The organism is Parasphingopyxis sp., assembly GCF_028279465.1.
In the GTDB taxonomy this organism is placed as follows: domain Bacteria; phylum Pseudomonadota; class Alphaproteobacteria; order Sphingomonadales; family Sphingomonadaceae; genus Parasphingopyxis.
Window position 1 is genome coordinate 142,027 of the sequence record NZ_JANQNS010000013.1, and the last position, 26,424, is coordinate 168,450.

Genomic DNA, 26,424 nt, shown 5'->3' on the forward strand with positions numbered 1-26,424 from the left:
CGTGTAAACCAGCCGCGCCAACTTGCCTACCGCGGCATCTGGCGAAGGGCAGAATATGGGGCTAGGGAGCAGCTTTGGGGCGCAATGAGGGAGGTCGCCATGGCAGAAGCCTTGCAACCGCTGCGAATACCGGACGCAGATAAAGAACGGATCCGGATCATGTTCATGGCCAAGCATGCCTTGTGGGGCGGGGGCATGCATCCCGAAGACGGCAACCATGCGATCTACCATCATGAAGTGCGCACGACGCTTGAAGGGCTCGACCTCAATCTGCGCGTCGAAAACAGCTATGATGTGCTGTTCACCTATCCGAACGTCGATTTCGTCTTTCCGCTGCTGAACCGCGGCGGGTTCGTGAATTCGGAAATGCTGATCCCGTTGCTCTGCAATATGCATCGCATTCCCTATGTCGGCGCGATCCCGTTCGTGCGCGGGCTCGGCGATGACAAGTCCGGCTCGAAACTCGTCTGCGTCCATGCCGGTGTGCCGACGGCGCCCTGGTTCTGTTATCGGCGCGGCGCGCCGGTCGAGGAAGCTGATTGCCCGCAGGCCGATCGCTGGGTGATCAAGCCCAATGCCTCGTCGGCAAGCTGGGGCATATCCGATGCGCATGACTGGGCGGGTGTGGCCAATGCCGTGGCCGACATGCACGGGCAGGGTCATGACGCGATCGTCGAACCTTATCTCGACGGTTACGATGTACAGGTGGCCTTTATCTCTATGGGCGATCCGGTCATGCTGCCGATGCTCATCTATGAGCGCGAGGATACGCAGAAGCTCTGGACCTATTATGAGAAGCGCGATCTCGTCGCGAATACCGAAAAATCGACGCTGAAACAGTTCGAAGAACCGGAATTCGCACCGAAGATCGCCGAATATGCGAAAAAGGTCGCGCGCGAGTTCCAGCCCTTCGATTATGGCCGGATCGAGTTTCGTCTCGATCGCAACACCGGCGATATCAATTTCATCGAGATCAACCTCAACTGCAATCTCTGGTCGGAAAAAGTGATGGCGAAATCCGCCGCTATTGCCGGTTTCAGCCATGCCGATCTGCTGGAAACGATCCTTGCCGACAGCCTCAGGCGCAACGGATTGATCAGCCTGTAGAATATTAAGCCGGGGTTCAGACGCCTCCCGCCACTGCCGTCGACGAAACGAGTTATTTTGTCGACGAGTTGAGTGGAGGGTGATATGAGCGAGACAGCAAATAGCCGGTCGCCGGGGTTCAAACTGGCGATGGTGCTCCTAGTGGCGTTTCTGCTTTCGATCCCGCTCTTTACGATCTGGTTGCTTGTCTATGACCGTGAGCAGCAGTCGCAGACCGCGCTCACCTCCATCGCCGAGGGTTGGGGCGGGCCGCAGGTGCTGAGCGGCCCCTATCTGATGATCCCCTATCATGCCGAAACGAACGAGACGGTCACTGAAAACGGACAGCAGACAACGCGCACGCGAGAAGTCTGGCGCGAATTGACGCTCGCGCCGGAGAGCTTCGAACTCGCAACCCAGATCGATCCCGAACGGCGCCAGCGGTCCATCTATGAAGCGATCGTCTACATGGCGGCGAATGAAGGCCAGGCGGTTTATCGCTTGCCGGCTGATCTGATGCGGCAGGGCGTCGATCCGACGACGCTGGCGTTCGATCGCGCCGAGCTGCGCTTCGGTCTATCCGATATGCGTGGTATCCAGCGGGCGGAAATCCGCTTCGATGGTGAACCCGTCGCGCTGACGCCGGGCGGCGGCAATCGGTCCGGCTTTTCCGCAGCGGTGGATGCGAGCGCGATAGCCGACCGGCCGCTTGAAGCGTCTTTGGCGTTCGAGGTGCGCGGCAATCAGCGGCTGTCTCTGATGCCGCATGCCGGGTATACCGATTGGCAGGTCAGTTCGAGCTGGCCGCACCCCTCATTCACCGGCGGCTTTTCGCCCGAGCGCGAGATTGACGGTGAAGGCTTCACCGCCAGTTACAGCGTGCCGAACCTTGCATTGGGGCGGTCGCTTGTGATGACCGGCGATGCGGCGGCCGAGGAGATGGTTGTGGCGCAGCCGAGCCTCGATCCGCGCTACGATGTCCCAGCGGCAACGACCGAAGCGCGCGTCGGCCTTTTCCAGCCCGTCGATCTTTATTCGCAGGTCGACCGGTCGGTGAAATACGGCTTTCTGATCATCGGTTTCACCTTCCTTGCCTATCTGATGTTCGACCTGATTGGCGGCGTGCGCGTATCGACGATCGAATATCTGCTTCTGGGCGCGGCGCTGGTGCTCTTCTTCGTGATGCTGCTCGCCTTTGCCGAGATTATCGGCTTCGCCTGGGCCTATATCGTGGCTGCGGCTGCGATCGTCGGGCTCAATACGGCCTATTCCGCCGCCGTACTCGGCAGCTGGCGGCGGGCCGGCATGATGGGCGCGCTGATGATCGGCCTCTATGCGGCCATATATGCGCTGCTCAATCTCGAAAGCCTCTCGCTGCTGATTGGTTCGCTGATGCTCTTCGCGGCGCTGGCAGCCGTCATGTACCTGACGCGCAACATCGATTGGGGTCGATCGGCGGCCGAAGCGCAATAGGCGCGCCGCTCGATTGCCTCCATCGAAAATTTGCCTGCGGCGCCCCCTTCCGCAGTGCGGCATGACGCGCTATCTCGCTGCTGCACGGCAAGGAAATCGAACGCATCATGGCTGAATTCACGCTTCCGAAGAACAGCAAGGTCAGGAAGAACGGCAAGGTCCATAAATCGGACGGCGCCCGCACGGTTACCTTCAAAGTCTATCGTTACGATCCCGATAGCGGTGAGAATCCGCGCTACGACCGGTTCGAGGTCGATCTCGACAGTTGTGGCCCCATGGTGCTCGATGCCTTGATCAAGATGAAGGGCGAACAGGACAGCACGCTGACCTTCCGCCGCTCCTGCCGCGAGGGGATTTGCGGGAGCTGCTCGATGAATATCGACGGCTCGAACGGCCTCGCCTGCACGACCGCGATCGAGGATTGCGACAAGAAGGAAATCACGATCACGCCGCTGCCGCATATGGATGTGATCAAGGATCTCGTGCCCGATTTCACCCATTTCTACGCGCAATATGCCTCGATCCAGCCTTGGCTGAAGACCGAAACGCCCGAGCCGTCCGGCAAAGAGCGCCTGCAATCGCCCGAAGAACGCGCGAAGCTCGATGGACTCTATGAGTGCATCCTGTGCGCCTGCTGCTCCACGAGCTGCCCGAGTTATTGGTGGAATTCGGACAAGTTTCTCGGCCCCGCGATCCTGCTCCAGGCCTATCGCTGGCTCGCCGACAGCCGCGACGAACATACGGGCGAGCGGCTTGACGAACTTGAGGACCCGTTCCGCCTCTATCGCTGCCACACGATCATGAACTGCGCCAATGTCTGTCCGAAAGGCTTGTCGCCGGCCAAGGCGATCGCCGAGACGAAAAAGATGATGCTCGAACGCTCTGTTTGAGCGGGGCGAAGCTCTTGTCAGACTCCAAATTCCGCCACGAACCCGATCCCGACAATCCGGGCTGGATGATCTGGGAACTCGTCGGCGAGGAGCGGTTCAATACAGTGCTCGGCCCGTTCCGCGTCCGCAAGGAGAGCGACACGACGTCCCGCTGCCGGATGTGGCCGCAGCCGATCCATGCCAATCTAGCCGATGTCGTTCATGGCGGCGCGGTGATGACCTTTATTGATGCCGCACTTTTCGCCGGCTCGGCGGTGCTGGGGATCAGTCATATGGGGCGGTCTGTTACCGTCGATATGTCGGTGCAATTTATCGGGCCGGGGCTTCTGGATCGCCCGCTCGATGCTGAGGTCGAGATTTTGCGCGAGACCGGTCGGCTGGTATTCCTGCGCGGGATCGTGGTGCAGGACGACGCGAAGGTGGCGGCTTTTTCCGGAACGATACGCAAGGCCGGCCCGCCGAAATGACAGCGCTGGCCGCGCGCTATCGGGAGCTGGTCGCGGCCGACGAGCTGCGGCCCGACCCCGATCAGGAACGGGCGGTCGCGCATCTTGCGGAACTCAGCAAGGCGCTGGAGGTTGCACCGCGGCGCGGCAGCATTCTCTGGCGTGCGCTGGGGCGCAAGCCGGAGCCGATACGCGGCGTCTATCTCTGGGGCGGGGTCGGGCGTGGCAAATCGATGCTGATGGATCTGTTCTTCGAATGCCTCGCCATGCCCTCCAAGCGGCGCGTGCATTTTCACGAATTCATGCTCGACGTGCACAACCGACTGCGCGCCGAACGGGCGAAGGAAAAGGGCGATCCGGTGCTGCCCGTTGCCGATGCGCTGCGCGATCAGGCGCGGTTGCTCGCGCTCGATGAGATGGTCGTGAACAATACGGCGGACGCGGCGATCCTGTCCCGCGTGTTTACCGCGCTGCTCGAAAAGGGCGTGACCGTCGTGACGACCTCGAACCGCCCCCCGGTGGACCTCTATAAAGATGGCCAGAATCGCGAGCTATTCCTGCCCTTTATCGATCTGATCAGCGAGCGGCTCGATATCGTGCCGCTGAACGGGCCGACCGATTACAGGCTCGATCGGTTGGGCGGCATGCCGACCTGGTATGTGCCCAATGGTGAGGCGGCCACGGTGCAGCTTCGCGAGGCCTTTTTTCGCCTGACCGACTATTCCCCGGACGATGCCGCGCATGTACCGAGCGAGGATATCGACGTCGCGGGCGGCCGCTCTCTGCACGTGCCGAAATCGTTGAAGGGCGTTGCGGTGTTTTCCTTCAAGCGCCTGTGCGGCGAGGCGCGCGGGGCGCCGGACTATCTCGCTGTCGCGCGCAAATATCATACGGTGATTATCGTCGGTATCCCGGTCATGGGGCCGGAAAAGCGCAACGAGGCCGCGCGTTTTAAGACGCTGATCGACGCGCTGTACGAATATAAGGTGAAGCTGCTGGCCGCCGCCGATGCGCAGCCGACCGCGCTGTACGAGAGCGGCGATGGCGCGTTCGAATTCGAGCGCACGGCGTCGCGGCTGATAGAGATGCAATCGGCCGATTATATGGCCGCCGGGCACGGCATTTAGCGCTAGATCGCTCGGGCGAGCTGCGTGCCGCGATCCGTCAGGCCATAGAGCGGCACCGGCGGAAAATCCTCGACAATCTCGCGCGCGACCAGCTCATGCGCCATCATCTGTTTGAGCGTCAGCGACAGTGCGCGCGGCGTCGCTGGAGCGAGCCCAGTCTTGAGCTGGGTGAAACGCAGCGGGGCTGGACGCAACGCCGATGCAAGCGGTAGCGTCCAGCGCTGAAAGGCGTCCGGGCCCAGTCCGAGTTTGGTCGACGTACCGAGAATTTCCTGGGCACGCAACGCCACCGCGGCTCCCGCTTCGGTAAGAATATATTCGGGGCGCAGCGGATGCCCGTGTCCCGGATTATGCGCCACCCAGCCATGGCGCTTGAGATGATCGAGCGTACTGACGAGTGCCGACCGCGCACAGCCCAGCCGATTCAGCAGGACGACAAAACGAGCGCCGCCGCCCTCGGCGGTCAACGCCGCCAGCACTGGTACGGCCCAGCGCCGTTCTCCGAGTTTTCGCATATCGTCGGCCGAAAGCATGATCGATCCATTCGCGATTGACTCAATATATATAAAGTATAAAAATAAGACTATCAAATCGGGAGGATGCGAAAATGGGGATAGATTTCGACGGCGGGCTGACCTGCACTTTGGGTGTCTCGGATCTGGATCGTTCGATCGACTGGTATTTCGATACGCTGGGCTTCACTCTCATGTACCGCGTCGACGAGATCGGTTGGTGCGAACTCGAAACGGCGGTCGACAAGGTCAGCATGGGACTATCGCAGGTCGAATCCGTTGCGATCGGCGGCGGGGTGACGCCGACTTTCGGCACGTCCGATATCGAAGCGGCCAAGGCCGATCTCGATGCCAAGCATGTCAAACAGGACGGGCCGATCCAGGACGTACCCGGTCTCGTTCGGCTGCTGACTTTTTACGATCCCGACGACAATCCCTTGATGCTGTATCAGGATATGCGCGAGGCGGCGGAGTAGGAGCGATGATCAAGGCACTGATTATCGGCTTGATCACGTCGCTGCTGACCTTCTCCCCGGCTCAGGCGCAGGATGGCGAGACTTTCGCCGAATGGATTACGGGCGATTGGGCGGGGTCTGGCCAGTTTTCCGGACAGGAGAGTATGGCGACGCTGACCGTCGAAGACACTCTCGGCGGCCGCTTCCATGCGTTCCGATATCGTTTCGCGGCAGCCGCAAACGATGGCGGCACCACATATTTCGAAGGACTTGGCCTTTATCACGCGCACGGTGAACGGGCTTGGACTGGCCAATGGTTCGACAGCATGGGTAATGTTCATCTGCTGAACGGCGCGATCGACGGCGAAACGCTCGTGGCCCATTGGGGCGATCGCGGCCGCACCCATTACCGGCGGGTGGGTGGCAACCGGCTGGAAATTGTCGACGCGATGCAGAATGCCACTGGAGAGTGGCAGGAATTTGCCCGTTACTCGCTAAACCGGCTCACTATCGGAGGCTCTGCAGACTGACCTTGGCTTCTGTCTGTTTCCGACCGACAGGCGACGTCCAACATTCCTCATAAACGCAGTCCGCAAAGCCGTAAAATTGCGGCATCGAACAGTTGCCGACTCATGCCTCACCGTCTAAGCCCGGCGCGTTTCAGGGACGTTGGCCAGCAGACAAGAGGATAGACATGGCTCGCAACAAGATCGCGCTTATCGGTGCCGGGATGATCGGCGGCACGCTCGCCCATCTGGCCGCAATGAAGGAAATGGGGGATGTCGTTCTGTTCGACATCGCCGAGGGTATGCCGGCGGGCAAGGCGCTCGATCTGGCGCAGGCCGGGCCGGTCGAAGGCTATGACGCCGCGCTCAAGGGCACCAACGACTATGCCGATATCGCGGGCGCGAACGTCTGCATCGTTACCGCTGGTGTCCCACGCAAGCCCGGCATGAGCCGTGATGATCTGCTCGAGATCAACCTCAAGGTCATGAAGGCGGTTGGCGAAGGCATTAAGGCGCATGCGCCCGACGCCTTCGTTATCTGTATCACCAATCCGTTGGATGCGATGGTCTGGGCGCTGCGCGAATTTTCGGGGCTGCCGCATAACAAGGTCTGCGGCATGGCCGGCGTGCTGGACAGCGCGCGGTTCCGCCATTTTCTCGCCGAGGAATTCGGCGTGTCGGTCGAGGACGTGACGGCCTTCGTGCTTGGCGGCCATGGCGACACGATGGTGCCGGTGCCGGCCTATTCGACCGTGGCGGGCATTCCGATCCCCGATCTGATCAAGATGGGCTGGTCGACGCAGGAGAAGATCGACGCAATCGTCCAGCGCACGCGCGGCGGTGGCGGCGAGATTGTCGGGCTGCTCGGCAATGGCAGTGCCTATTATGCGCCCGCGACGAGCGCCATCATGATGGCCGAGAGCTATCTGAAAGATAAGAAGCGTGTGTTGCCCGCGGCTGCGCATCTCACCGGCCAATATGGCGTCGACGACCTCTATGTCGGCGTTCCGGTCGTGATCGGTGCGGATGGCGTTGAGCGGGTCGTTGAGATCGAACTCGGCGACGAGGCTCGCGAAAATTTCAACGTTTCGGTCGACGCGGTAAAGGAACTGCTCGAAGCCTGTAAGAATCTCGACAGCTCTTTGGAGGCATAACCATGATTGCAGCTCTTCTTCTGCTCCAAGCCGCTACGCCTGCTGAAACGCCGCCCGCCTACCCGACGAACGAGGTGCTCGTGGCGTTTGCCAATGCCTGTTCCGATCTCAGCGATATGAACGCCGTGAGCACGCGCGTCGCGTCGCAAGGCTGGGAGCAATTTGCGCCGGCGGCCGATAGCCAGCTCGGCGCGCTTGTCAGCATCGGACAACAGAATGTCGCGGGCGGCGTAGCGGGTCTGCAATATCGGGGGACGCTTGCCGGCCGGACGCTGTATCTCGCGCTCAGCGAGGCGCAGGACGGCAATTCGATCGCCCGGGGATGCCGGCTCTATGATTTTACGGCGCCGGCAATGCCCGATCTCGCGACGCTCGTTCCGTGGGCGGGACGGCAACCGAGCGCGCAGAGCGGCGGTGTCGGCGCGGCGGCGCATAGCTATAGCTGGTCTCCGAGCGCGCTCGCCGAAGCGCAGAATGAAACGGTCATAACCTTCATTCCCGCGGACAGCCCGCTCGCTGCGACCGTGCCCGCCAGCGGCCTGGCGCTCGTTGCCACGCAGACGGTACCGCGCAACTGATGACGGCCTTGTGCGACCCGGCTGCCGGATCAGCGTTTTCCGGCTTCCGTGCGGCTGACCTCGCCGAATGGTCGGGGTCCGCCGTCTACGATGATGAAAACCGCAGATGATACGGGCGCACGCTATCCTCGTGGCGATCGCTTCGGCCGGACTAGCTATCTCGGCCCCGGCTGCTGCGGACGACCACGTGTCTACCGGCGACTATCCGCTGGACGATATTTTGGCAGCCTTTGCAACGGCCTGTTCCGGTGTCGAAGACCCAGCCGTCAATCGCGCCTCAGTCGAGGCGGCGGGCTGGGAACTCTATGAGCCCGATGCCGACAGCATAATGGGGCGGCTGATCACTTTCGGGCGTGCGGCCATCGAGAATGAAGAGCTGGAAGACGGCGAAACACCGACCGAGATTCTCGACAATGGCGTCTTCCGGCGGACTATTTCGGGTCGCTCGCTTCATATCGTGCTTTCCGGCGCACGGATCGACGAGATTAGGACGACCGGCTGCCGATTGTACGATTTCGAAGCAACGGCCGAGCCTGATGCGGAGACATTATCCAGCTGGGCGCGTCGCGCGCCAGAAGCTGTCTCACGGCCTTCGGACGGGCTCGTGGCCTATAAATGGAATGGCGGCCTCAAGCCCGGGCATCTCGATATGGAGATTTTCTTCGCCGCCCCGGACGCCGAGCTTCCAATGAATATCCCTATTTCCGGACTGACATTGTCCGCCAGCAATTTGGAGATTGAAGGTCTATGAGCATTCTTGTCGACCGGAACACGAAGGTCATCACGCAGGGCATGACCGGCGATACCGGGACGTTTCATACGCAGCAGGGCCTCGATTACGGCACCAAGATGGTCGCTGGCGTCACGCCCGGCAAAGGCGGGCAGGAGCATCTCGGCCTGCCGGTTTTCGATACGGTTGCCGAGGCGCGCGATGCGACGGGTGCCGATGCGAGCGTAATCTATGTGCCGCCCAAATTTGCGGCGGCGTCGATCATCGAGGCTATCGAGGCGGAGATTCCGCTGATCGTGGCGATTACGGAGGGCATTCCCGTGCTCGATATGGTCACCGTGAAAGGCCATCTCGAAAAATCCAGCTCGCGCCTGATCGGGCCGAATTGTCCGGGCGTGCTGACGCCGGACGAGTGCAAGATCGGCATCATGCCCGGCAGTATCTTCTCCAAAGGCTCGGTCGGTGTTGTCAGCCGTTCGGGTACGCTGACCTATGAGGCCGTGCATCAGACAACTGCCGTCGGGCTCGGTCAGTCGACGGCGGTCGGGATCGGCGGCGATCCGGTGAACGGCACCAATTTCATCGACGTGCTGGAGATGTTCCTCGCGGACGACGAAACCGAATCCATAGTCATGATCGGCGAAATCGGCGGGAGCGCGGAAGAGGAAGCCGCGCAGTTCCTAGCCGACGAAGCCAAGGCGGGCCGTTCGAAGCCGGTCGTCGGTTTCATTGCGGGCCGCACAGCGCCACCGGGCCGCCGCATGGGCCATGCCGGCGCGATTGTGTCTGGCGGTAAAGGCGGCGCGGACGACAAGATCGCGGCGATGGAAGCGGCCGGGATTGCGGTGTCGCCGAGCCCATCCGAACTCGGTACGACACTCGCCGCTCTGTTGCAGGGCTAACGCGCGCCGCAGGCGCGCACGGCTTCGGCCGTATTCTGACGCGTTTCAAGCGCGGCAAAGGCCTGATGATGGCGGTCCGTCGACAGAATATCGGCGCCCTGCTGGGCAAAGCGGGCATAGGCTTCATCACTGCCAGCAGCCGCGATCGCTTCGTCCAGCGTCCATAGCGTACCGAAATTGGCGCTGACGCCGCGTTCGGCCAGCGCCGCCCAGAGTTCGGGACGCGGCGTATCGAGACCGGTCCAGGCTATGATCCGTTCGGGTGGTATGCCGCGTGCGATCAACGCATCGAGATCCTCGATCTCGTCGATTGATGTCGAGATCATGACCCGGTCGCTTGCCGCCGTAACCCGCGCGGCGTCGGGAATCGTATAGGTGATAATCGCGGCGTAATCCTCTGCATCATGCGCCTGGAGCATTGCAACAGCCTCTTCATGCGGGACGCCGCGTTTGACATCGAGCTGCAGCACAGCGCGCCCGCGCGCCCATTCGACTATGTCGGCAAGCGCCGGAATGCGCGCCTCGGTAAGTTGGCCATCATTGTCTCTTAGTCGCAAGGTACGAAGCGTTGCAGCGGTTTGCGCGGCGAATGGCCCGGAAGCTTCGGTATCCGTGTCAAGCTCTGCATCGTGAAAGAGCAGCAAAACGCCATCGCTTGAGCGCCGGACATCGATTTCGAGCAGCATCGGCGCCTGCGCCATCACATGGACGAGCGTTTCGAGCGCATTCTCGGGAAAGCCCGGCTCCGGTCCGCCCCGGTGCGCACTGATTAACGTCGCATCGCGTTCGCGCATGCAGGCGAGGAACGCGCCCAGCCCGCCTTCTGGCATGACCATGGCCGTGCTGGGCTCCGGCAGCCGCGACTCGGTCAACAAGATCGGAGACGCGCAGGCAGCGAGTGCGCCACAAGCCGCGAATAAGAGGATTTTGGGAATATGGGTCATGCGGAACGCCGTAGTCCTTTTCTGTGACAGGTTTTTGGCCTTTGATCGGCAAGATCGTCTCAATCAGGTCTTGAACATTGTGCCGATATGATAGAGGGGCCATATCGCATTTTGTTCCGTCGCCACAGGCGGAAAAAGGATAGGTTCGATGGGCTTGGAAGGCCTGAATTTCGACGAGCTGGCAGGCGTCAGCCCATCTTTCGTTGAAGGCTTGTATCGCAAGTACCGGGAAAACCCCGATGCGGTGGATGCGAGCTGGCGCGGCTTTTTCGACGGATTGGAGGCGACGACGAGCGGCCCGAGCTGGCAACGCCCGGGCTGGCCGGTCATAACGACAGACGCGGTTACGTCGGGCCTCGATCCGACGCAGATGACGATCGCGGACCCCAATCATCCGCCCGCCGCGCCCTCCTATTCCCGCAAACCGCTGTCGTCGGACGAGATCGAACGGGCGGCGGGCAACGCTATCCGCGCGATGATGCTGATCCGCACCTATCGTGTGCGCGGCCATCTTGCGGCGAATCTCGATCCGCTCAAGCTCCACGAGCGCGAGCTTCCGGCCGATCTGACGCCCGAATTTCACGGCTTTACGGCCGAGGAGCTGGACAAGCCCGTCTATTTGGGCGGCGCGCTCGGCATGGAAATCGCGACGGTCAACGAGATCGTTGCGATCCTGCGCGACAATTATTGCGGGCCGGTCGGCCTTGAATATATGCACATCAACGATCTGGAGGAGCGCCGCTTCCTCCAAGAGCGGATGGAGGGCAAGGAAGCCTCGATCCAGTTTACGCCCGAAGGCAAGGAGGCGATCCTCCGCAAGGTGATCGAAGCCGAGCAGTGGGAGAGCTTTCTCGGCAAGAAATATGTCGGCACGAAGCGGTTCGGGCTCGATGGCGGCGAGTCCATGGTTCCCGCGCTCGAGGCCATCATCAAATATGGCGGTGCGGACGGCGTACGCGAGATGGTGATCGGTATGGCGCATCGCGGCCGGCTCAACGTGCTCGCCAATGTGATGGCCAAACCCTATCGCGCGATCTTCCACGAATTTGCGGGCGGCGCGGCCAATCCCGAGGATGTCGGCGGTTCGGGCGACGTCAAATATCATCTCGGTACGTCAACCGATCGCGAGTTTGACGGAATCAGCGTCCATATGTCGCTGGTGCCCAATCCCTCGCATCTGGAAGCCGTCAATCCGGTGGTGCTCGGCAAGACCCGGGCGACGCAGGTCAACCGCGAGGACCTTACCGAGCATAAGGAAGTGCTGCCCGTGCTGCTCCATGGCGACGCATCCTTTGCCGGCCAGGGTATCGTTATGGAATGTTTCGGCTTTTCCGGCATTCGTGGCTATAATACGGGTGGCTGTATCCATTTCGTCATCAACAATCAGATCGGCTTTACGACGAGCCCGCAATTCGCGCGCTCCTCGCCCTATCCGTCGGACATTGCGAAGATGGTCCAGGCGCCGATCCTGCACGTCAATGGCGACGATCCCGAAGCCGTGACCTTCGCCTGTAAGCTCGCCATCGAGTTCCGCCAGACCTTCCACCGGGACGTCGTTATCGACATGTGGTGCTATCGCCGTTTCGGCCATAATGAGGGCGATGAGCCGAGCTTCACCCAGCCGCTCATGTACCGCGCGATCCGCTCGCATCCGAAGGTTTCGAAAGTCTATGGTGAGCGGCTCGTGACCGAAGGCGTTATCGGCGAGAATTGGGTCGATGAGGCGACCGATTCCTTCAACGCGATGCTCGACGAGGAATTCGAGGCTGGGAAAAGCTATCTGCCCAACAAGGCTGACTGGTTCGGCGGGCGTTGGGAAGGGCTCGGCATGCCAGCCGATCCGGAGACGGCCCGGCGCGGTATCGTGTCAGGCGTCAAGGAAAAGACGCTGCGATCGATCGGCGAAATTCTGACGACCGTCCCCGACGATGTGACGATCCACAAGACGCTCGGGCGCATTCTCGATGCCAAGCGCGCGATGTTCGAAAGCGGCGAAGGCTTCGATTGGGCGACAGCCGAAGCGCTCGGTTTCGGGACGCTGATAAACGAGGACTATCATGTCCGACTTTCCGGCCAGGATTCGGGGCGTGGCACGTTCAGTCAGCGCCATGCCGAATGGGTCGATCAGGAAACGGCCGAGCGTTACACCCCGCTCCATCATGTCACGGGCGGCCGGTTCGAAGTGCTGAACAGCCCGCTGTCCGAATATGGCGTGCTCGGTTTCGAATATGGTTATGCGCTGGCCGATCCGAAGACGCTCGTGCTGTGGGAAGCGCAGTTCGGCGATTTCGCCAATGGTGCGCAGATCATGATCGATCAATTCATTGCATCGGGCGAAGCCAAATGGCTGCGCGCCAATGGCCTCGTGATGCTCTTGCCGCATGGCTATGAAGGACAGGGACCCGAACATAGCTCGGCGCGGCTCGAACGCTTCCTGCAGCTCTGCGCCGGGGACAATATGCAGGTCTGCAATATCACGACGCCGGCCAATTATTTCCATGTCCTGCGCCGCCAGATGTTGCGGCCATTCCGCAAGCCGCTCGTCATCATGACGCCCAAATCGCTGCTGCGGCACAAGGCGGCGGTTTCGGATCTCGAGGATTTTCTCGGGGATTCGCATTTCATGCGGATCAAGTCCGATCCCAATGCGCCCGACGACAAAGATGTGAAACGGTTGGTGCTGTGTTCGGGCAAGGTAGCTTACGACCTGTTCGAAGCGCGCGATGCGGCCAAGGACAAGAATACGACCATTGTCCGGCTTGAACAGCTCTATCCTTTTCCCGGAGAACCGCTGGTCGTGCGGCTGAAGCGCATGATCAATCTGGAGACCGTCGTCTGGGCGCAGGAAGAACCGAAAAATCAGGGTGCGTGGATGTTTGCCCGCCACTATATCGAGGAATGTCTCGAAGAGGCCGGTGTCGGCCCCAACAGACCAGACTATGCGGGCCGCGAGCCGAGCGCATCGCCGGCAACCGGCCTCGCCAAACGCCATACCGAACAGCAGGAAACGCTGGTCGCCGCGGCGCTCGGCCATAGCCAAGGAAAGAAGTAGAATGGCAACCGATGTTGAAGTCCCGACGCTGGGCGAATCGATCACCGAAGCCACGCTTGGCGAATGGCTGAAACAGCCGGGCGACGCGGTCGGCCGCGACGAGCCGATTGCGAGCCTGGAGACGGACAAGGTTGCCGTGGAGGTGCCGTCGCCCGTCGCGGGCGTGCTCGAAGAACATGTCGTGGCAGTCGGTGATACGATCGAGGTTGGCGCGGTGATTGCGCGCATCGGCGAGGGTGCGAGCGCATCCATAGGCAAGAGCGCGGAAAAAGCCGATCCGCCAGCCGAGAAGGCGGCGCCCGCCAAGCAGGCAAGCGCGGCCGAGGAGACGAAAAGCGAGGCGCCCGATACGGACGGCCCGCCGCTGACCCTGTCGCCCGCCGTGCGCCGGCTGGTGCTGGAGCATGGACTCGACCCGTCCAAGATCAAGGGCACCGGCAAGGACGGCCGGTTGACCAAGGACGATGTGCTGACCGCGGCCAAGGCAGAAAAGGCCGAGGCCCGCGAACCGAGCATGGAACGCACCGAACCCGCGGCTGCTACTGCCCCGCAACCCGCGCCTGCCGCCTCTGGTGAGCGCAAGGAAGAACGCGTCCGGATGACCCGGCTACGCCAGACGATCGCCAAGCGGCTAAAGGATGCGCAGGATACCGCGGCACTGCTGACCACGTTCAACGATGTCGACATGACGGCCGTCATGGATGCGCGCAAACAGTATAAAGAGCTGTTCGAGAAGAAGCATGGCATCCGCCTTGGCTTTATGGGCTTCTTTGTGAAAGCCGCCTGTCTCGCCTTGCGCGACGTACCCTCGGTCAATGCGCAGATCGATGGCGACGAGATCGTCTATCACGATTATGTCGACGTCTCGGTCGCCGTGTCCGCGCCGAATGGCCTTGTCGTCCCGGTCATCCGCAACGCCGAAAGCATGAGTTTTGCCGAGATCGAAACGACGATCGCCGATTTCGGGCAGCGCGCGAAGGATGGCACGCTGTCGATGGACGAGATGCGCGGCGGCACCTTCACCATTTCGAATGGCGGCGTGTTCGGCTCACTGCTCTCGACGCCGATCATCAACCCGCCGCAATCCGCCGTGCTCGGCATGCACCGGATCGAGCAGCGCGCGGTTGTGCTCGATGACGGCTCGATCGCCGCCCGGCCGATGATGTATCTGGCGCTCTCCTATGATCACCGCCTGATCGATGGCCGCGAGGCGGTGACCGCACTCGTCCGCATGAAGGAAGCGCTCGAAGATCCGATGCGGCTTCTGATCGATCTCTAGACATCTCGCTCCCCGCGCTTGAGGAAAGATAATGGCTGACAAGACCTATGATTATGACGTGCTGGTGATCGGTTCCGGGCCGGGCGGCTATGTCGCCGCGATCCGGGCCGCGCAGCTCGGGCTCAAAACGGCCTGCGCGGAAAGCCGCGAGACGCTGGGCGGCACGTGCTTGAACGTTGGCTGCATCCCGTCCAAGGCGCTGCTGCACGCGTCCGAGCTCTACGAGGAAGCGCATGAGGGCGCGCTGGAAAAATTCGGCATCAAGCTGACCGGTGCGAAGCTCGATCTCGATCAGATGCATGCCGAAAAGTCGAAAGCGGTCGGCGAACTGACCGGCGGCATCGAATTTCTGTTCAAGAAGAACAAGATCGACTGGCTCAAGGGCCATGCGAAGTTCACGGGTGAGAATACGGTCGAGGTCGATGGCAAGACCGTTACCGCGAAAGATATTGTGATTGCGACTGGTTCCTCCGTCACGCCGTTGCCGGGCGTCGAGATCGATAACGACAAGCACCAGATCGTCGATTCCACGGGCGCGCTCGCGCTGCCCAAGGTGCCCAAACATATGGTCGTGATCGGCGGCGGTGTGATCGGGCTGGAGCTCGGGTCGGTGTGGCGGCGGTTGGGTGCCGAAGTTACTGTCGTCGAATATCTCGATCAGATCCTGCCCGGCATGGACGGCGATATCCGCAAGGAAGCGGCGAAGATTTTCAAGAAGCAGGGTTTCACGATCCGCACGGGCACCAAGGTGACCGGCGCCGAAACATTGAAGACCAAGGTCAAGCTCACGGTCGAACCCGCCCAAGGCGGCGACGAAGAGCTGCTCGAAGCCGATTGCGTGCTCGTGTCGATCGGTCGGCGGCCAAACACCGAGGGGCTGGGGGTCGATGCGATCGGGCTCGAGCTCAACGAGCGCGGCCAGGTGCCGATCGACCACGAGTTCCGCACGACTGTCCCCGGCGTCTGGGCCATCGGCGATGTCGCGCCGGGCCTCATGCTCGCGCACAAGGCCGAGGATGAAGGCATCGCGGTCGCCGAGAATATCGCGGGTCAAGTCGGCATCGTAAACCATGATGTGATCCCGTCGGTGGTCTATACGATGCCGGAGATTGCCGGGGTCGGGCTCACCGCCGAGGAAGCGAAAGAGAAGGGCTATACGGTTAAGGCCGGCAAGTTCCCGATGATGGCCAACAGCCGCGCCAAGACGAACCGCGATACCGATGGCTTTGTCAAAGTGATCGCCGATGCCGAGACGGATCGCGTGCTCGGCGTCCATATCATCGCCTCGCTCGCTGGTACGATGATCGCCCAGGCCGCGCAGGCGATGGAGTTCGGCGCGACGAGCGAGGATATCGCTTATACCTGCCACGCCCATCCGACCCATGCCGAGGCGGTGAAGGAAGCGGCGATGGCGGTGCAGGGCAAACCCATCCATATCTGATTTGGACGATGGTTTCGTTTACACCGAACGGGGTAGGCCAAATCACTGCTCAAACTTCCAATTATGGCTTAATATCAGTGGGATAAGGCCTGTTCAGGGTGATTGACAGCCGGGTCCTGCCGTAACCTGAAATATGGAGCTGCCGATGCGCCCAACGCTTACCAAATGGCATATCTGGCTCGGCTGGCTGGCGGGCGTGCCGCTGCTGCTCTGGACCGTCTCGGGCCTGTTCATGGTGTCGCAGCCGATCGAGACGGTGCGGGGCGAGCATCTGCGCGCCGAACCGCCCGTCATCGCGACGCCCGCCAATCCGCCTGTCTTCCCGCGCATCGATAGCGCCGTCCGCGCGGTCGAAAGCGTCGATCTCGTCCAGCGCCCGTCCGGCACGCAATGGATCATCCGCTACGCCGATGGCGGTGGGCGCCGCGCTTCGATCGAAACCGGCGCCTATCTCGCGCCGCAACTGACGAGCGACGAGGCGGCCGGCATCGCCGAGGCCGCCTATGCCGGCGATGCACCGCTCGCGCAGATGCAGCGCTTCGAGGCTGACGCCAATCCGATCGACCTGCGCCGCAATCGCCCCGCCTGGCAGGCGCGGTTCGGCGACAGCCATCATGTCTATGTCGATGCGGAAACCGGCGATATCCTCGCGATCCGTACCGGCCTCTGGCGGACTTTCGATTTCATGTGGGGGCTGCACATTATGGACCTGGAGGGTCGCAGCGATACCAGTCATCCGCTGCTCATCGGTTTCGCCGCGCTGGCGTTGCTGATGACGCTGCTCGGTCTGATTGTGCTGCCCTGGCGGTATGTGAAGAAACGGCGGAAACAGATCTTTCAAGACCGTTTGCCCTGAGCTTGTCGAAGGGCCGTACTTTCTTCTAATTCGCGCAATGCCATTTTGGACATATATGCTGCACTGCCGGGGCGGGGCCTTCTATGCCGGACATACGGACGATCTGGATCGCCGGATTGGGGAACACCGCAGTGGCCGGATTCCAGGATTTACCCATGACAAGCTTCCGGTCGAACTTGTCTGGTCCGAGGAGTTTCAGACCCGCGATGAGGCGAAAGCTATGGAAAAGCGCATCAAAGGCTGGGGCCGTGCCAAGAAAATGGCACTTATACGCGGTGATTGGGAAGAAATTTCGCTTTTGGCCAAAAAGAAGGACGGCCCTTCGACAAGCTCAGGGCAAGCGGAATAGGGTGCACGGCCAGTGACCCCCATCGATTTCCCAATCGGCCCCGTGCTCTCGACGCTCGATCTTGCCGGGATCGGGCTGTTCGCGGCGACGGGTGCGGTGGCGGCGGCGCGGGCGAAGCAAACGCTCGTGACCTTCGCATTCTTCGCGCTGGCGACGGGCGTGGGCGGCGGCACGGTGCGCGATCTGCTGATCGGCGCGCCGGTCTTCTGGATTGAAGACACGCGCCCGCTCACCGCCTGTCTCGTCATCGCGCTCCTTATCTGGATCACGCCGGCGAAGCTCTGGGCCGGCAAGGCGCTGGACTGGCTCGATGCGATCGGCATGGCCGCCTATGCGGTGTTCGGCGCGGCCAAGGCTTTGAGTTTCGGCGTCCCGCCCGTCGCCGCCGTGATGATGGGCATCTTCACCGCCTGTCTCGGCGGCATTATCCGCGACGTGCTGGCCGGCGAGCCCTCGATAATCTTGCGGCCGGAACTCTATGTGACGGCGGCCGCGCTCGCGGCAGCACTGTTCGTGGGCCTGAGCGCGGCGGGCGTTATGCTGCCTGTCGCGGCGGGGGTTTCGGCATTGGCGGGTTTTGCGCTGCGGGCGCTGGCGATTTGGAAGGGCTTGGCCCTACCCGTGTATCGGGGCGGATAGCGCCTTACCTCAGGCTTTGGGCAGACATATCGCCGCGCCGTCCGGGGCGCGCAAAAATGCATGGCCGTCCGACGGCTTCCCTTGTCCGAGAACCGTTGCACCGAGTGTTTTGGCATCGTCCAGTGCAGCCTGCGGTTCGGTCACTTTCAGGCTCGGTATCCAGATCGCCTGCGTCCCCGACGGCGGCTCATCGGGCAGATACAGCGCCACTTTTTCACCCGAAGGCCCGGCAATGCACCTGCCATCCTGTTCCCCATCCGAAAGCGGCCCGGCCTCCCAGCCGAACAGCTGCGCATAGAATTCCATAGGAAATGCCGGGGCAGCCGACAGATAGACTTCCACACCGAACTGTCGCTCAGGTACCGGAAAATCGTGACGCGACAGGGAGATGCCAATAAGTGCGCCGTGCGGGTCGCGCAGCAGCGCATTGCGCCCGACGCCGGGCACTTCGAACGGATCGCGGACGATCGTTCCGCCGAGCCGTTTCGCGGCGGCGGCAGATGCATCCACGTCAGCGACTTCGACATAGGCGATCCACCCGTTCGGCAATGCCGGCGGTGTTTCGGCAAAGCCGGCCCCGGCCTCATTGTCCGAAAGGGCGAGAACGAAGTCTTTTTCGCCGCCGCCCCAAGCAAAGTCGGTTGCGTGTTCGATCTCGTAACGCCAGCCCGCAATGCGCTCGTAAAAAGCCATCGAGCGTCGCCGATCGCTGGTGAAGAGATCGTGCCAAACGATCCGGCCCGTCTTATCGGTTGTCATCTTGTCGGTTGTCATTGTCCCGCTCCTTCCCGGCCTTTTGCCTTTTTGATCTGGCGTACCATCTTGCCGAACGCCTTGTCGCGCGTTCGGCGTTCGGCGAGGCTTGCCGAATTGAACGCCTCTTCGGCCTTGAGCTTGCGCCACCGGCCAAGCCGCGCTTCGTCGATATCGCCGCGCTCGAGAGCGGCCAGGACCGCGCATCCCGGCTCGGTCCTGTGCTGGCAATCGTTGAACCGGCACTGGGCGGCAAGGGCGTGAATGTCCGCGAACACAGTATCGATACCGGTCGCGGCATCGGTCAGTTGCAACTCGCGCATTCCGGGCGTGTCGAGTACGAGACAGCCGCCCGGCACGCAATGCAGCTGCCGCCTCGTGGTCGTATGCCGGCCCTTGGCGTCGTCCTCGCGGATCGGCTGTGTCTCGATCAATTGGGTGCCGGAAAGGGCGTTAGTGAGGGTCGATTTGCCGACGCCGGAGGATCCGAGAAACGCGACGGTTTGACCCGATTTGCACCAGTCTTTCAGTTTTGCCCCCGGCTCTTCGCCCCGCGCATCGAGGGTCACGACGGGGACAAGTTCCGAAATCGCGGCCGCCCGATCGATATAGCTCTGCGTTTCGGAGACCAGATCGGCCTTCGTCAAGACGATAACCGGCGTGATATCGGCCTCGAATGCCAGGGCGATGTATCGTTCGAGTCGGGCGACGTTGAAATCCTGGTTGCAGGACGAGACGATGAAGACCGTGTCGATATTGGCCGCGATCAGCTGGAGCTGCCGGTCCGTTCCCGGTGCGCGGCGTTTGATGAGGCTCTTGCGCTCTAGGACGCGGCTCGATTGCGGGCGCTGCCGATCGAGCAACACCCAGTCGCCAACTGTCGCGTCCGGCAAGGGTGGGATCGTTTTGTCGATGCCATCGCCGATGATATGGAGCGCGCTGCGATGCACCTCGACGATGCGGACAGGCGGTGTCTCCGTCAGCGCGTCTTCGCTGATCTGCGTTGCGAAATAGGGTTGCCAGCCGAGCGTTTCGAGTGGCGATATATGTTGTTCTGATCCGCCGCCCTTGATCCTGGGCGGCAGGAATGCGGAATAATCCCGTACCATTGTCGGTCAACTTTCATGTTCGGGGCGCGAGTCAAGCTCGGGCCGGAAGTGTCAGTGTTTTCTGAGGTTGCAAAGCAACGGAGCCGCCAAGATCGTCTTGGCAGCGCTCTTGATCGTTGCATTTGCGCCGGGAGGACTGCTTGTCCTCCCCACTTCACCGGGACATGAAATCTCCGTTTTCGATATCCGCTGTTTAGCGCATATTCGCGATTTCTACAATCTGTTTCAGCCGCGCAGCCAGGCCATCAGCATCGTTTGCAGCGTTGTCTCCTCCGCAGCGCTGCTCCGCCCCGGCAGCACCTCCACCGGGCACTCGAGACAGCGTAGCTGCATCGCCGGACCGTCGAGCAGGAGCTGCATCTCGGCGGTTACCGTCGCGAGAATCGCGCGGGGGTCGGGGGCGAGCATTGTCCAGATGTCGCGCGGGGCGCTGGTCTGTTGGGCATCCTCATCCTCGCGCGTCCAGTTGCGGATGAACTCGGCGAACGGGTCCGGCGGCTGTTCGATCCAGAGGATGCGGACATCGTCGGCCTCCACCTCGGCGCGGCTCGCGGCCTCGGCAATCGCATCGTCCATCGTACCGAAGGCGTCGACGAGGCCGAGCTGGCGCGCCGTGCCGCCGGCCCATACGCGGCCCTCGGCGATCTCGGCGACGCGCTCGACCGGTATGGACCGGTTTTCGCTGACGAGGCTCAGGAAGCGGCGGTAAATATCTTCGGTGCCCGACTGGATGAGCCGCGCTGCTTCGGGCGAGAGGCCGCCGAAGATATCGGGTTCGCCCGAGAGCGGCGTTGTCGTCACGCCGTCGGCGCCGATATCGAGCTGGTCGAGCGTGCCCTCGAAGGTCGGGATCACGCTGAACACGCCGATCGAACCGGTGATCGTACCCGGCTCGGCCATGATATGATCGCCGGCCATCGCGACCCAGTAACCGCCCGATGCGGCAAGATTGCCCATCGAAACCACCACGGGGATATCGCCCTCGGCCTCGGAGAATTGGAGTACCGCGCGCCGCATCCGCTCTGAGGCCAGCGCCGAGCCGCCCGGAGAATCGACGCGTACGACGAGCGCCGAGAAATCGTGATTTTGCGAGGCTTCGCGCAGCAATTCGGCGATCGTCTCGCCGCCCGCCGTGCCCGGCGGCGCTTCGCCGTCGACGATCGTGCCGGCGACCGTCACGACGCCGATATTGGTGCCGCCGCCCTGGCGCGGGTTGGCCGCGATCCAGTTGGCGAGGCGGATCGCCTGAAAGCCGGTATCCGCATCTTCGCCGGCCAGTTCGGCGAGGCGCGCCTGCCAATCCGCGCGCGTGCCGATCTCGTCGACCATACCTGTTTCGCGCGCGGCGGTGGCAAGATCGTTATTCGCTGCTTCGACCAGATCGGCCGGCGTTGCGATAATCGCGTCGAGATCGGCTTCGGGCCGCGCGCGCGCGACATCTTCGCGCCACGCTTCGAACAGCGTGTCGGCGAGCGCCTGATTGGCTTCGCGCGCTTCGGGCGATTGTTCGGATTCGCTGAACGGTTCGACCGCGGACTTGAACTCGCCAACGCGGAATACATTCACATTGACGCCGAACCGCCGGAGCATGTCGCCATAATAGAGTCGGCTGCCGCCCGGGCCGAGCACCAGCGCCCCGCCCATCGGATGGACCCAGATTTCGCTGGCATGGGCGGCGAGCGCATAGGCGTCGTCGCCATAGCCGGTCGCATAGGCGATCACCGGCTTGTCGGCGTCGCGCACCGTCTGGATCGCATCGGCGACCCGCGCAACGGCCGTCTGCCCGCCGCCGAGGAAACCGTCGAGATCGAGCGCGACGGCCGAGACGCGATCGTCGGTCGCGGCGGTCTCGAGCGCCTGCACGATATCGCGCAGCCGGTGTTGCGGTACGGTTTCGGCGCCGGTCAGCGCGTCGAAGGGATTAATATTTTCCGGCTGCTCGACGATCACGCCATCGAGATCGAGATGGAGCGCGCCTTCGCCCGGCACGACCGGATTGGGGCTGGCGGTGAGCACCATGTAGAGGAGGCCGAAAAACAGCAGCAGAAGGAGCAGGACGAGCGCGTCCTTGATCCCCACCAAAACCTTCCAGGCACCGCGCAACAGCCGCATTCCAAGCTCCTCGATCGTCAGATAGACGCTATTTAGGTGCGGTGGCGATGACGTGCAATCGGCCCTCTCCCCTTGCGGGAGAGGGAAAGACGGCGCGTAGTGCCTTCAGGGAGAGGGGCCCAGAGTGAGCGAAGCGAGCGTAAATGCTTTAAGACACGCGCCGTTTGCGGCGAACCCTCTCCAAGGACGGCTAAAAAAATCGGCCGCTGCGCTGCCCGATTTTACAAGCCGTCCTATCCTCTCCCGAAATGGGGGAGGAAGAATCTACCAGCGGACGAGATGCGGGACGATCAGCCGGCCCGCCACCGTCGTCAGGGCGATGGCGAGCGAATACCAGAGGCCGATATAGACGATGTCGTTATGCGGGCAGTGCATCGAATAGGCGAGCGCGCCGAGGCTGCCCGCTGCAAGGCCCGTGACCGTGCCTGCGCGCTCGGGCGAGGTCGGCGCACCGCGCCGAAGCCACCAGGTCAGCACCGCGCCGAGCATGAGCCCGATACCGATCGAATAGGTCAGGCATTCGACGCCATTGACCGGGTGGAGCCGTTCGGCGACCGGCGTGCGGCTGACCAGAGCCGCGACCGCCGCGGCCACCGGTATCGTCAGCGCGGCCATCGCCGCCCAGCGCCAGCCCGAGCGGCTGGTGCCGACGGCCGGGCGTGCCATGCTCGTGGCGGCGGTCAGGCTGGCTGCGCCGAGCACGACGAGCAGCCCGGTGCGCACTAGAAACATCGGATCGGTTGCCGTTGCGTCCAGGAAACGGTCCCGAAATCCCAGCGTCGAAACGACGAGCACGCCGCTGACCGCCGTCAGAAAGACGACGCCGCCGATCGCGCCATTGGCATTGAGCGGTTTTACCGGCTCCAGCTCTTCGGCAAGGCTATCGAGATCAAAATTCTGCGACATTATTCTTATTCTTCCTCGATCGCCGCGGCCATGCGTTTCATGCCGCGATGAATATTGACTTTGACCAGCGATTCCGACTGGCCGGTTTTTTGCGAGGCTTCGGCGATGCTCAGCCCCTCTATCTTGACGAGTTTGATCACCAGCGCCTGTCTTTCCGGGATCGTGCCCAATAGCCGTTCCAGCCCGATCTTCGCCTCGACGGCCGGATCGGAGGGGTCGGCGGTGAGTTCCTCGTTCAGTTCCACCTCTTTCGCGCGATAGGCTTTGCGCAGATGGTCGATCCAGCGATAGCGCGCGATCGCCGCCAGCCAGGGCAGAAAGGCCCGGGTCGGATCGTAGGATGCGCGCTTCCGGTGGAGGGAGATCAATGTGTCCTGCACGAGATCGTCTAGGACATGCGGCCCGATCTTGCGGGCATAATAGCGTTTGAGCCAGGTCTCGCACTCGCCGAGCAAGGTGCGATAGGCTTTCTTGTCACCCTCTTGGGCGAGCGCCATGAGGCGCGCCAAAGTCTCGTCGTCGGCAACCACCTTCTTGGTTTAGCATGCAAATCCGCGCTGTGTAGTGCGGGCGTGGCCGTGCGATCGAAAAGCGATGGGGCAAATAGGGGTGGGGAGCCATCCGACAGTATGCGACCCGTATAGTGCGGCCGCCGGATAGCCCCCCGGCCCTCGATCGCCCGGACGCGCAGGGAGGCATCATGTGCGCGCCCGGTTCCCGGCTGCCTGCTCGGGGGCAACGTGCAAGCGGTTGGGAAGGGTACGATTCGAGGGGAAATTGACTGTTTCATTACATGGGTCCGGCTCTTCACTAACCGGTTCGCCGTCATTCGCCCGCCGGTTACACCCGCCGGTCAGAAAAATTCCGTGATATGCGAATTTTTCCTTGAAACATGCGGTCAGAGGCCTAGATGAGCCTCTGTTAGCACTCACCTGTTGAGAGTGCTAAAAACTGTTTTCGCACGATTGGCGATTGGCCGGGCGTTCCACGATGGAAAGGCCTTTCCGATCGCCTTGGATTTGGGAATTGAGGAAAGGAATTACAATGGGATTTCGTCCGCTGCACGATCGCGTGCTCGTCCGCCGCGTAGAGGCCGACACCAAAACGGCCGGTGGCATCATCATTCCGGATAGCGCCCAGGAAAAGCCGCAGGAAGGCGAAGTCGTCGCCGCCGGCCAGGGTCTCAAGGCCGATGACGGCAAGGTTACGCCACTGGACGTCAAGAAGGGCGACCGCATTCTGTTCGGCAAATGGTCGGGCACCGAGGTCAAACTCGACGGCGAAGATCTGATCATCATGAAGGAAAGCGATATCCTCGGCGTCGTCGCCTAAGGGTCTCGCTTTTTTCATTCCGGGAACACGAAACATACAGAGGTAAGCTATCATGGCAGGTAAAGACGTAAAATTCGGCCGCGACGCGCGCGAGCGCATCATGAGCGGCGTAGACATCCTCGCCGACGCGGTGAAAGTCACGCTCGGCCCGAAAGGCCGCAACGTCGTGCTCGACAAGAGCTTCGGCGCGCCGCGCATCACCAAGGACGGCGTTACCGTCGCCAAGGACATCGAACTGAAGGACAAGTTCGAGAATATGGGCGCGCAGATGGTCAAGGAAGTCGCTTCCAAGACCAATGACGTGGCCGGCGACGGCACGACGACGGCGACGGTTCTCGCTCAGGCGATCGTCCGCGAAGGCATGAAGTCGGTCGCGGCCGGCATGAACCCGATGGACCTGAAGCGCGGCATCGATCTCGCCGTCGGCAAGGTCGTCGCGGACATCCAGAAGCGCTCGAAGAACGTGAAGAGCTCCGACGAAGTCGCCCAGGTCGGCGTGATTTCGGCCAATGGCGACAAGGAAGTCGGCGAGAAGATCGCCGAAGCCATGGACAAGGTCGGCAAGGAAGGCGTGATCACCGTGGAAGAGGCCAAGGGTCTCGAATTCGAACTCGATGTCGTCGAAGGCATGCAGTTCGACCGCGGCTATCTGAGCCCCTATTTCGTGACCAACCCCGAAAAGATGAATGTCGAGCTCGAAAACCCGTACATTCTGATCCACGAGAAGAAGCTCTCGAATCTGCAGGACATGCTGCCGATCCTCGAAGCCGTGGTGCAGTCGGGCCGTCCGCTCCTCATCATCGCGGAAGACATCGAAGGCGAAGCGCTTGCGACGCTGGTGGTCAACAAGCTGCGCGGCGGCCTGAAGGTCGCTGCGGTCAAGGCGCCGGGCTTCGGCGATCGCCGCAAGGCGATGCTCGAAGACATCGCGATCCTGACCAAGGGCGAGATGATCTCCGAAGATCTCGGCATCAAGCTGGAATCGGTTACGCTCGGCATGCTCGGCGAAGCCAAGCGCGTCACTATCGACAAGGACAACACGACCATCGTCGATGGCGCGGGCCAGAAGAAGGCGATTGCGGGCCGTGTCGAAGCGATCCGTCAGCAGATCGAAACCACGACCAGCGACTATGACCGCGAGAAGCTCCAGGAGCGTCTCGCCAAGCTCGCCGGCGGCGTGGCCGTGATCAAGGTTGGCGGCGCGACCGAAGTCGAAGTGAAAGAGAAGAAGGACCGTGTCGACGACGCGCTCCACGCGACCCGCGCTGCCGTCGAAGAGGGCATCGTCCCGGGCGGCGGAACCGCGCTTCTCTATGCCACCAAGGCGCTGAACGGCCTCGAAGGCGAAAATGCCGACCAGACCCGCGGTGTCGATATCGTCCGCAAGGCGCTCTACGCGCCGGTGCGCCAGATTGCCGAAAATGCCGGCCATGACGGCGCGGTCGTTTCGGGCAAGCTGCTCGACGGCAAGGACGCGAAACTCGGCTTCAACGCCCAGACCGATGTCTATGAAGATCTGGTCAAGGCCGGCGTGATCGACCCGACCAAGGTCGTGCGTGCCGCGTTGCAGGACGCTGCCTCGGTTGCCGGTCTGCTCATCACCACCGAAGCGACGGTGGCCGAGCTTCCGGAAGACAAGGCTGCGGCTGCGCCCGCCATGCCCGATATGGGCGGCATGGGCGGCGGCATGGGCTTCTAAGCCCAGGCGTCAGCCAACGAAAAAGAAGGGCCGGAGGGGAAACTCTCCGGCCCTTTTTTTGCGTGCGGTGCGATGTTCAGTGCTGATGTGAGAA

At 62.0% G+C, this 26,424-nt stretch carries 26 protein-coding genes; 19 read left to right on the forward strand and 7 right to left on the reverse strand.

What is annotated here, in order from left to right; all coding sequences use genetic code 11:
* Positions 1–99 precede the first annotated feature (99 nt).
* From Q0974_RS07345 to zapE, 5 genes are all read left to right on the forward strand, one after another.
* The gene (locus Q0974_RS07345) at positions 100–1,107 is read left to right on the forward strand and encodes a phosphoribosylglycinamide synthetase (protein WP_299324372.1); all 1,008 of its coding nucleotides are present in this window, start codon (positions 100–102) and stop codon (positions 1,105–1,107) included.
* 84 nt (positions 1,108–1,191) lie between these two features.
* On the forward strand, positions 1,192–2,559 hold the full coding sequence (gene creD, locus Q0974_RS07350; RefSeq protein WP_299324375.1) for a cell envelope integrity protein CreD: 1,368 nt from the start codon (positions 1,192–1,194) through the stop codon (positions 2,557–2,559).
* Between the two features lie 107 nt (positions 2,560–2,666).
* Positions 2,667–3,449: a succinate dehydrogenase iron-sulfur subunit gene (locus Q0974_RS07355; protein WP_299324377.1), complete on the forward strand. Its 783-nt coding sequence runs from the start codon at positions 2,667–2,669 to the stop codon at positions 3,447–3,449.
* 14 nt (positions 3,450–3,463) lie between these two features.
* Positions 3,464–3,916 (forward strand): PaaI family thioesterase, encoded by a 453-nt coding sequence (locus Q0974_RS07360; protein WP_299324380.1) that lies wholly within the window; start codon positions 3,464–3,466, stop codon positions 3,914–3,916.
* Positions 3,913–5,022, forward strand: coding sequence for a cell division protein ZapE (zapE, locus tag Q0974_RS07365; protein ID WP_299324383.1), 1,110 nt, complete (start codon positions 3,913–3,915; stop codon positions 5,020–5,022). Before Q0974_RS07360 ends, zapE begins: the two co-directional genes overlap by 4 nt.
* A 2-nt stretch (positions 5,023–5,024) precedes the next feature.
* Here zapE and Q0974_RS07370 read toward each other — a convergent pair whose 3' ends face one another.
* Complete coding sequence (locus Q0974_RS07370; protein ID WP_299324384.1) at positions 5,025–5,537, reverse strand: winged helix-turn-helix transcriptional regulator; 513 nt, start codon at positions 5,535–5,537, stop codon at positions 5,025–5,027.
* 92 nt (positions 5,538–5,629) lie between these two features.
* Here Q0974_RS07370 and Q0974_RS07375 point away from each other — a divergent pair, with 92 nt between their 5' ends.
* The 6 genes from Q0974_RS07375 to sucD all read left to right on the forward strand — a co-directional run bounded on the left by Q0974_RS07375 (position 5,630) and on the right by sucD (position 9,859).
* The gene (locus Q0974_RS07375; protein ID WP_299324387.1) at positions 5,630–6,010 is read left to right on the forward strand and encodes a VOC family protein; all 381 of its coding nucleotides are present in this window, start codon (positions 5,630–5,632) and stop codon (positions 6,008–6,010) included.
* 5 nt (positions 6,011–6,015) lie between these two features.
* A complete protein-coding gene (locus Q0974_RS07380; RefSeq protein ID WP_299324389.1) occupies positions 6,016–6,519 on the forward strand; it encodes a hypothetical protein in 504 nt (167 codons plus the stop codon).
* A gap of 164 nt (positions 6,520–6,683) precedes the next feature.
* Complete coding sequence (gene mdh, locus Q0974_RS07385; protein WP_299324392.1) at positions 6,684–7,649, forward strand: malate dehydrogenase; 966 nt, start codon at positions 6,684–6,686, stop codon at positions 7,647–7,649.
* Positions 7,650–7,651: 2 nt separating this feature from the next.
* Positions 7,652–8,227 carry a hypothetical protein gene (locus Q0974_RS07390; protein ID WP_299324394.1) on the forward strand — a complete coding sequence of 192 codons (576 nt, stop codon included), beginning with the start codon at positions 7,652–7,654 and terminating at the stop codon, positions 8,225–8,227.
* 106 nt (positions 8,228–8,333) lie between these two features.
* Positions 8,334–8,978, forward strand: coding sequence for a hypothetical protein (locus tag Q0974_RS07395; protein WP_299324397.1), 645 nt, complete (start codon positions 8,334–8,336; stop codon positions 8,976–8,978).
* On the forward strand, positions 8,975–9,859 hold the full coding sequence (gene sucD, locus Q0974_RS07400) for a succinate--CoA ligase subunit alpha (protein WP_299324399.1): 885 nt from the start codon (positions 8,975–8,977) through the stop codon (positions 9,857–9,859). The genes Q0974_RS07395 and sucD overlap by 4 nt, the downstream gene beginning before the upstream one ends.
* Here sucD and Q0974_RS07405 read toward each other — a convergent pair.
* Positions 9,856–10,803, reverse strand: a complete 948-nt coding sequence (locus Q0974_RS07405) for a glycerophosphodiester phosphodiesterase family protein (protein ID WP_299324402.1) — start codon at positions 10,801–10,803, stop codon at positions 9,856–9,858. The genes sucD and Q0974_RS07405 overlap by 4 nt on opposite strands.
* Positions 10,804–10,951: 148 nt before the next feature.
* Here Q0974_RS07405 and Q0974_RS07410 point away from each other — a divergent pair, with 148 nt between their 5' ends.
* From Q0974_RS07410 to Q0974_RS07435, 6 genes are all read left to right on the forward strand, one after another.
* Positions 10,952–13,855 carry a 2-oxoglutarate dehydrogenase E1 component gene (locus tag Q0974_RS07410; protein ID WP_299324404.1) on the forward strand — a complete coding sequence of 968 codons (2,904 nt, stop codon included), beginning with the start codon at positions 10,952–10,954 and terminating at the stop codon, positions 13,853–13,855.
* Position 13,856: 1 nt separating this feature from the next.
* Entirely contained in the window at positions 13,857–15,134 is a 1,278-nt protein-coding gene (gene odhB, locus Q0974_RS07415) for a 2-oxoglutarate dehydrogenase complex dihydrolipoyllysine-residue succinyltransferase (protein WP_299324407.1), read from the forward strand.
* Positions 15,135–15,165: 31 nt separating this feature from the next.
* Entirely contained in the window at positions 15,166–16,575 is a 1,410-nt protein-coding gene (lpdA, locus tag Q0974_RS07420; protein WP_299324409.1) for a dihydrolipoyl dehydrogenase, read from the forward strand.
* Positions 16,576–16,720: 145 nt separating this feature from the next.
* Positions 16,721–17,431 carry a PepSY domain-containing protein gene (locus tag Q0974_RS07425; RefSeq protein WP_299324412.1) on the forward strand — a complete coding sequence of 237 codons (711 nt, stop codon included), beginning with the start codon at positions 16,721–16,723 and terminating at the stop codon, positions 17,429–17,431.
* 37 nt (positions 17,432–17,468) lie between these two features.
* A complete protein-coding gene (locus Q0974_RS07430; protein WP_299324414.1) occupies positions 17,469–17,780 on the forward strand; it encodes a GIY-YIG nuclease family protein in 312 nt (103 codons plus the stop codon).
* Positions 17,781–17,792: 12 nt separating this feature from the next.
* Positions 17,793–18,419: a trimeric intracellular cation channel family protein gene (locus Q0974_RS07435; RefSeq protein WP_299324417.1), complete on the forward strand. Its 627-nt coding sequence runs from the start codon at positions 17,793–17,795 to the stop codon at positions 18,417–18,419.
* 9 nt (positions 18,420–18,428) lie between these two features.
* Here Q0974_RS07435 and Q0974_RS07440 read toward each other — a convergent pair whose 3' ends face one another.
* The 5 genes from Q0974_RS07440 to Q0974_RS07460 all read right to left on the reverse strand — a co-directional run bounded on the left by Q0974_RS07440 (position 18,429) and on the right by Q0974_RS07460 (position 23,829).
* The gene (locus Q0974_RS07440) at positions 18,429–19,193 is read right to left on the reverse strand and encodes a VOC family protein (RefSeq protein WP_299324419.1); all 765 of its coding nucleotides are present in this window, start codon (positions 19,191–19,193) and stop codon (positions 18,429–18,431) included.
* On the reverse strand, positions 19,190–20,281 hold the full coding sequence (gene rsgA / locus Q0974_RS07445; RefSeq protein ID WP_299324422.1) for a ribosome small subunit-dependent GTPase A: 1,092 nt from the start codon (positions 20,279–20,281) through the stop codon (positions 19,190–19,192). The genes Q0974_RS07440 and rsgA overlap by 4 nt, the downstream gene beginning before the upstream one ends.
* Before the next feature lie 225 nt (positions 20,282–20,506).
* Positions 20,507–22,393 (reverse strand): signal peptide peptidase SppA, encoded by a 1,887-nt coding sequence (sppA, locus tag Q0974_RS07450; RefSeq protein WP_299324424.1) that lies wholly within the window; start codon positions 22,391–22,393, stop codon positions 20,507–20,509.
* A 264-nt stretch (positions 22,394–22,657) separates the two neighbouring features.
* On the reverse strand, positions 22,658–23,299 hold the full coding sequence (locus tag Q0974_RS07455) for a DUF1109 domain-containing protein (protein ID WP_299324427.1): 642 nt from the start codon (positions 23,297–23,299) through the stop codon (positions 22,658–22,660).
* A gap of 5 nt (positions 23,300–23,304) precedes the next feature.
* Complete coding sequence (locus Q0974_RS07460) at positions 23,305–23,829, reverse strand: sigma-70 family RNA polymerase sigma factor (protein WP_299324428.1); 525 nt, start codon at positions 23,827–23,829, stop codon at positions 23,305–23,307.
* 514 nt (positions 23,830–24,343) lie between these two features.
* Here Q0974_RS07460 and groES point away from each other — a divergent pair.
* On the forward strand, positions 24,344–24,631 hold the full coding sequence (groES, locus tag Q0974_RS07465; protein WP_299324431.1) for a co-chaperone GroES: 288 nt from the start codon (positions 24,344–24,346) through the stop codon (positions 24,629–24,631).
* Between the two features lie 52 nt (positions 24,632–24,683).
* A complete protein-coding gene (gene groL, locus Q0974_RS07470) occupies positions 24,684–26,330 on the forward strand; it encodes a chaperonin GroEL (protein ID WP_299324434.1) in 1,647 nt (548 codons plus the stop codon).
* The last annotated feature ends 94 nt before the right edge of the window (positions 26,331–26,424 follow it).

Bases quoted from the DNA above. Each gene is read 5' to 3' on its own strand.
- Q0974_RS07345 (WP_299324372.1), top strand. From the start codon at position 100: ATGGCAGAAGCCTTGCAACCGCTGCGAATACCGGACGCAGATAAAGAA.
- creD (WP_299324375.1), top strand. From the start codon at position 1,192: ATGAGCGAGACAGCAAATAGCCGGTCGCCGGGGTTCAAACTGGCGATG.
- Q0974_RS07355 (WP_299324377.1), top strand. From the start codon at position 2,667: ATGGCTGAATTCACGCTTCCGAAGAACAGCAAGGTCAGGAAGAACGGC.
- zapE (WP_299324383.1), top strand. From the start codon at position 3,913: ATGACAGCGCTGGCCGCGCGCTATCGGGAGCTGGTCGCGGCCGACGAG.
- Q0974_RS07370 (WP_299324384.1), bottom strand. From the start codon at position 5,537: ATGCGAAAACTCGGAGAACGGCGCTGGGCCGTACCAGTGCTGGCGGCG.
- Q0974_RS07375 (WP_299324387.1), top strand. From the start codon at position 5,630: ATGGGGATAGATTTCGACGGCGGGCTGACCTGCACTTTGGGTGTCTCG.
- Q0974_RS07380 (WP_299324389.1), top strand. From the start codon at position 6,016: ATGATCAAGGCACTGATTATCGGCTTGATCACGTCGCTGCTGACCTTC.
- mdh (WP_299324392.1), top strand. From the start codon at position 6,684: ATGGCTCGCAACAAGATCGCGCTTATCGGTGCCGGGATGATCGGCGGC.
- Q0974_RS07390 (WP_299324394.1), top strand. From the start codon at position 7,652: ATGATTGCAGCTCTTCTTCTGCTCCAAGCCGCTACGCCTGCTGAAACG.
- Q0974_RS07395 (WP_299324397.1), top strand. From the start codon at position 8,334: ATGATACGGGCGCACGCTATCCTCGTGGCGATCGCTTCGGCCGGACTA.
- sucD (WP_299324399.1), top strand. From the start codon at position 8,975: ATGAGCATTCTTGTCGACCGGAACACGAAGGTCATCACGCAGGGCATG.
- Q0974_RS07405 (WP_299324402.1), bottom strand. From the start codon at position 10,803: ATGACCCATATTCCCAAAATCCTCTTATTCGCGGCTTGTGGCGCACTC.
- Q0974_RS07410 (WP_299324404.1), top strand. From the start codon at position 10,952: ATGGGCTTGGAAGGCCTGAATTTCGACGAGCTGGCAGGCGTCAGCCCA.
- odhB (WP_299324407.1), top strand. From the start codon at position 13,857: ATGGCAACCGATGTTGAAGTCCCGACGCTGGGCGAATCGATCACCGAA.
- lpdA (WP_299324409.1), top strand. From the start codon at position 15,166: ATGGCTGACAAGACCTATGATTATGACGTGCTGGTGATCGGTTCCGGG.
- Q0974_RS07425 (WP_299324412.1), top strand. From the start codon at position 16,721: ATGCGCCCAACGCTTACCAAATGGCATATCTGGCTCGGCTGGCTGGCG.
- Q0974_RS07430 (WP_299324414.1), top strand. From the start codon at position 17,469: ATGCCATTTTGGACATATATGCTGCACTGCCGGGGCGGGGCCTTCTAT.
- Q0974_RS07440 (WP_299324419.1), bottom strand. From the start codon at position 19,193: ATGACAACCGACAAGATGACAACCGATAAGACGGGCCGGATCGTTTGG.
- rsgA (WP_299324422.1), bottom strand. From the start codon at position 20,281: ATGGTACGGGATTATTCCGCATTCCTGCCGCCCAGGATCAAGGGCGGC.
- sppA (WP_299324424.1), bottom strand. From the start codon at position 22,393: ATGCGGCTGTTGCGCGGTGCCTGGAAGGTTTTGGTGGGGATCAAGGAC.
- Q0974_RS07455 (WP_299324427.1), bottom strand. From the start codon at position 23,299: ATGTCGCAGAATTTTGATCTCGATAGCCTTGCCGAAGAGCTGGAGCCG.
- groES (WP_299324431.1), top strand. From the start codon at position 24,344: ATGGGATTTCGTCCGCTGCACGATCGCGTGCTCGTCCGCCGCGTAGAG.
- groL (WP_299324434.1), top strand. From the start codon at position 24,684: ATGGCAGGTAAAGACGTAAAATTCGGCCGCGACGCGCGCGAGCGCATC.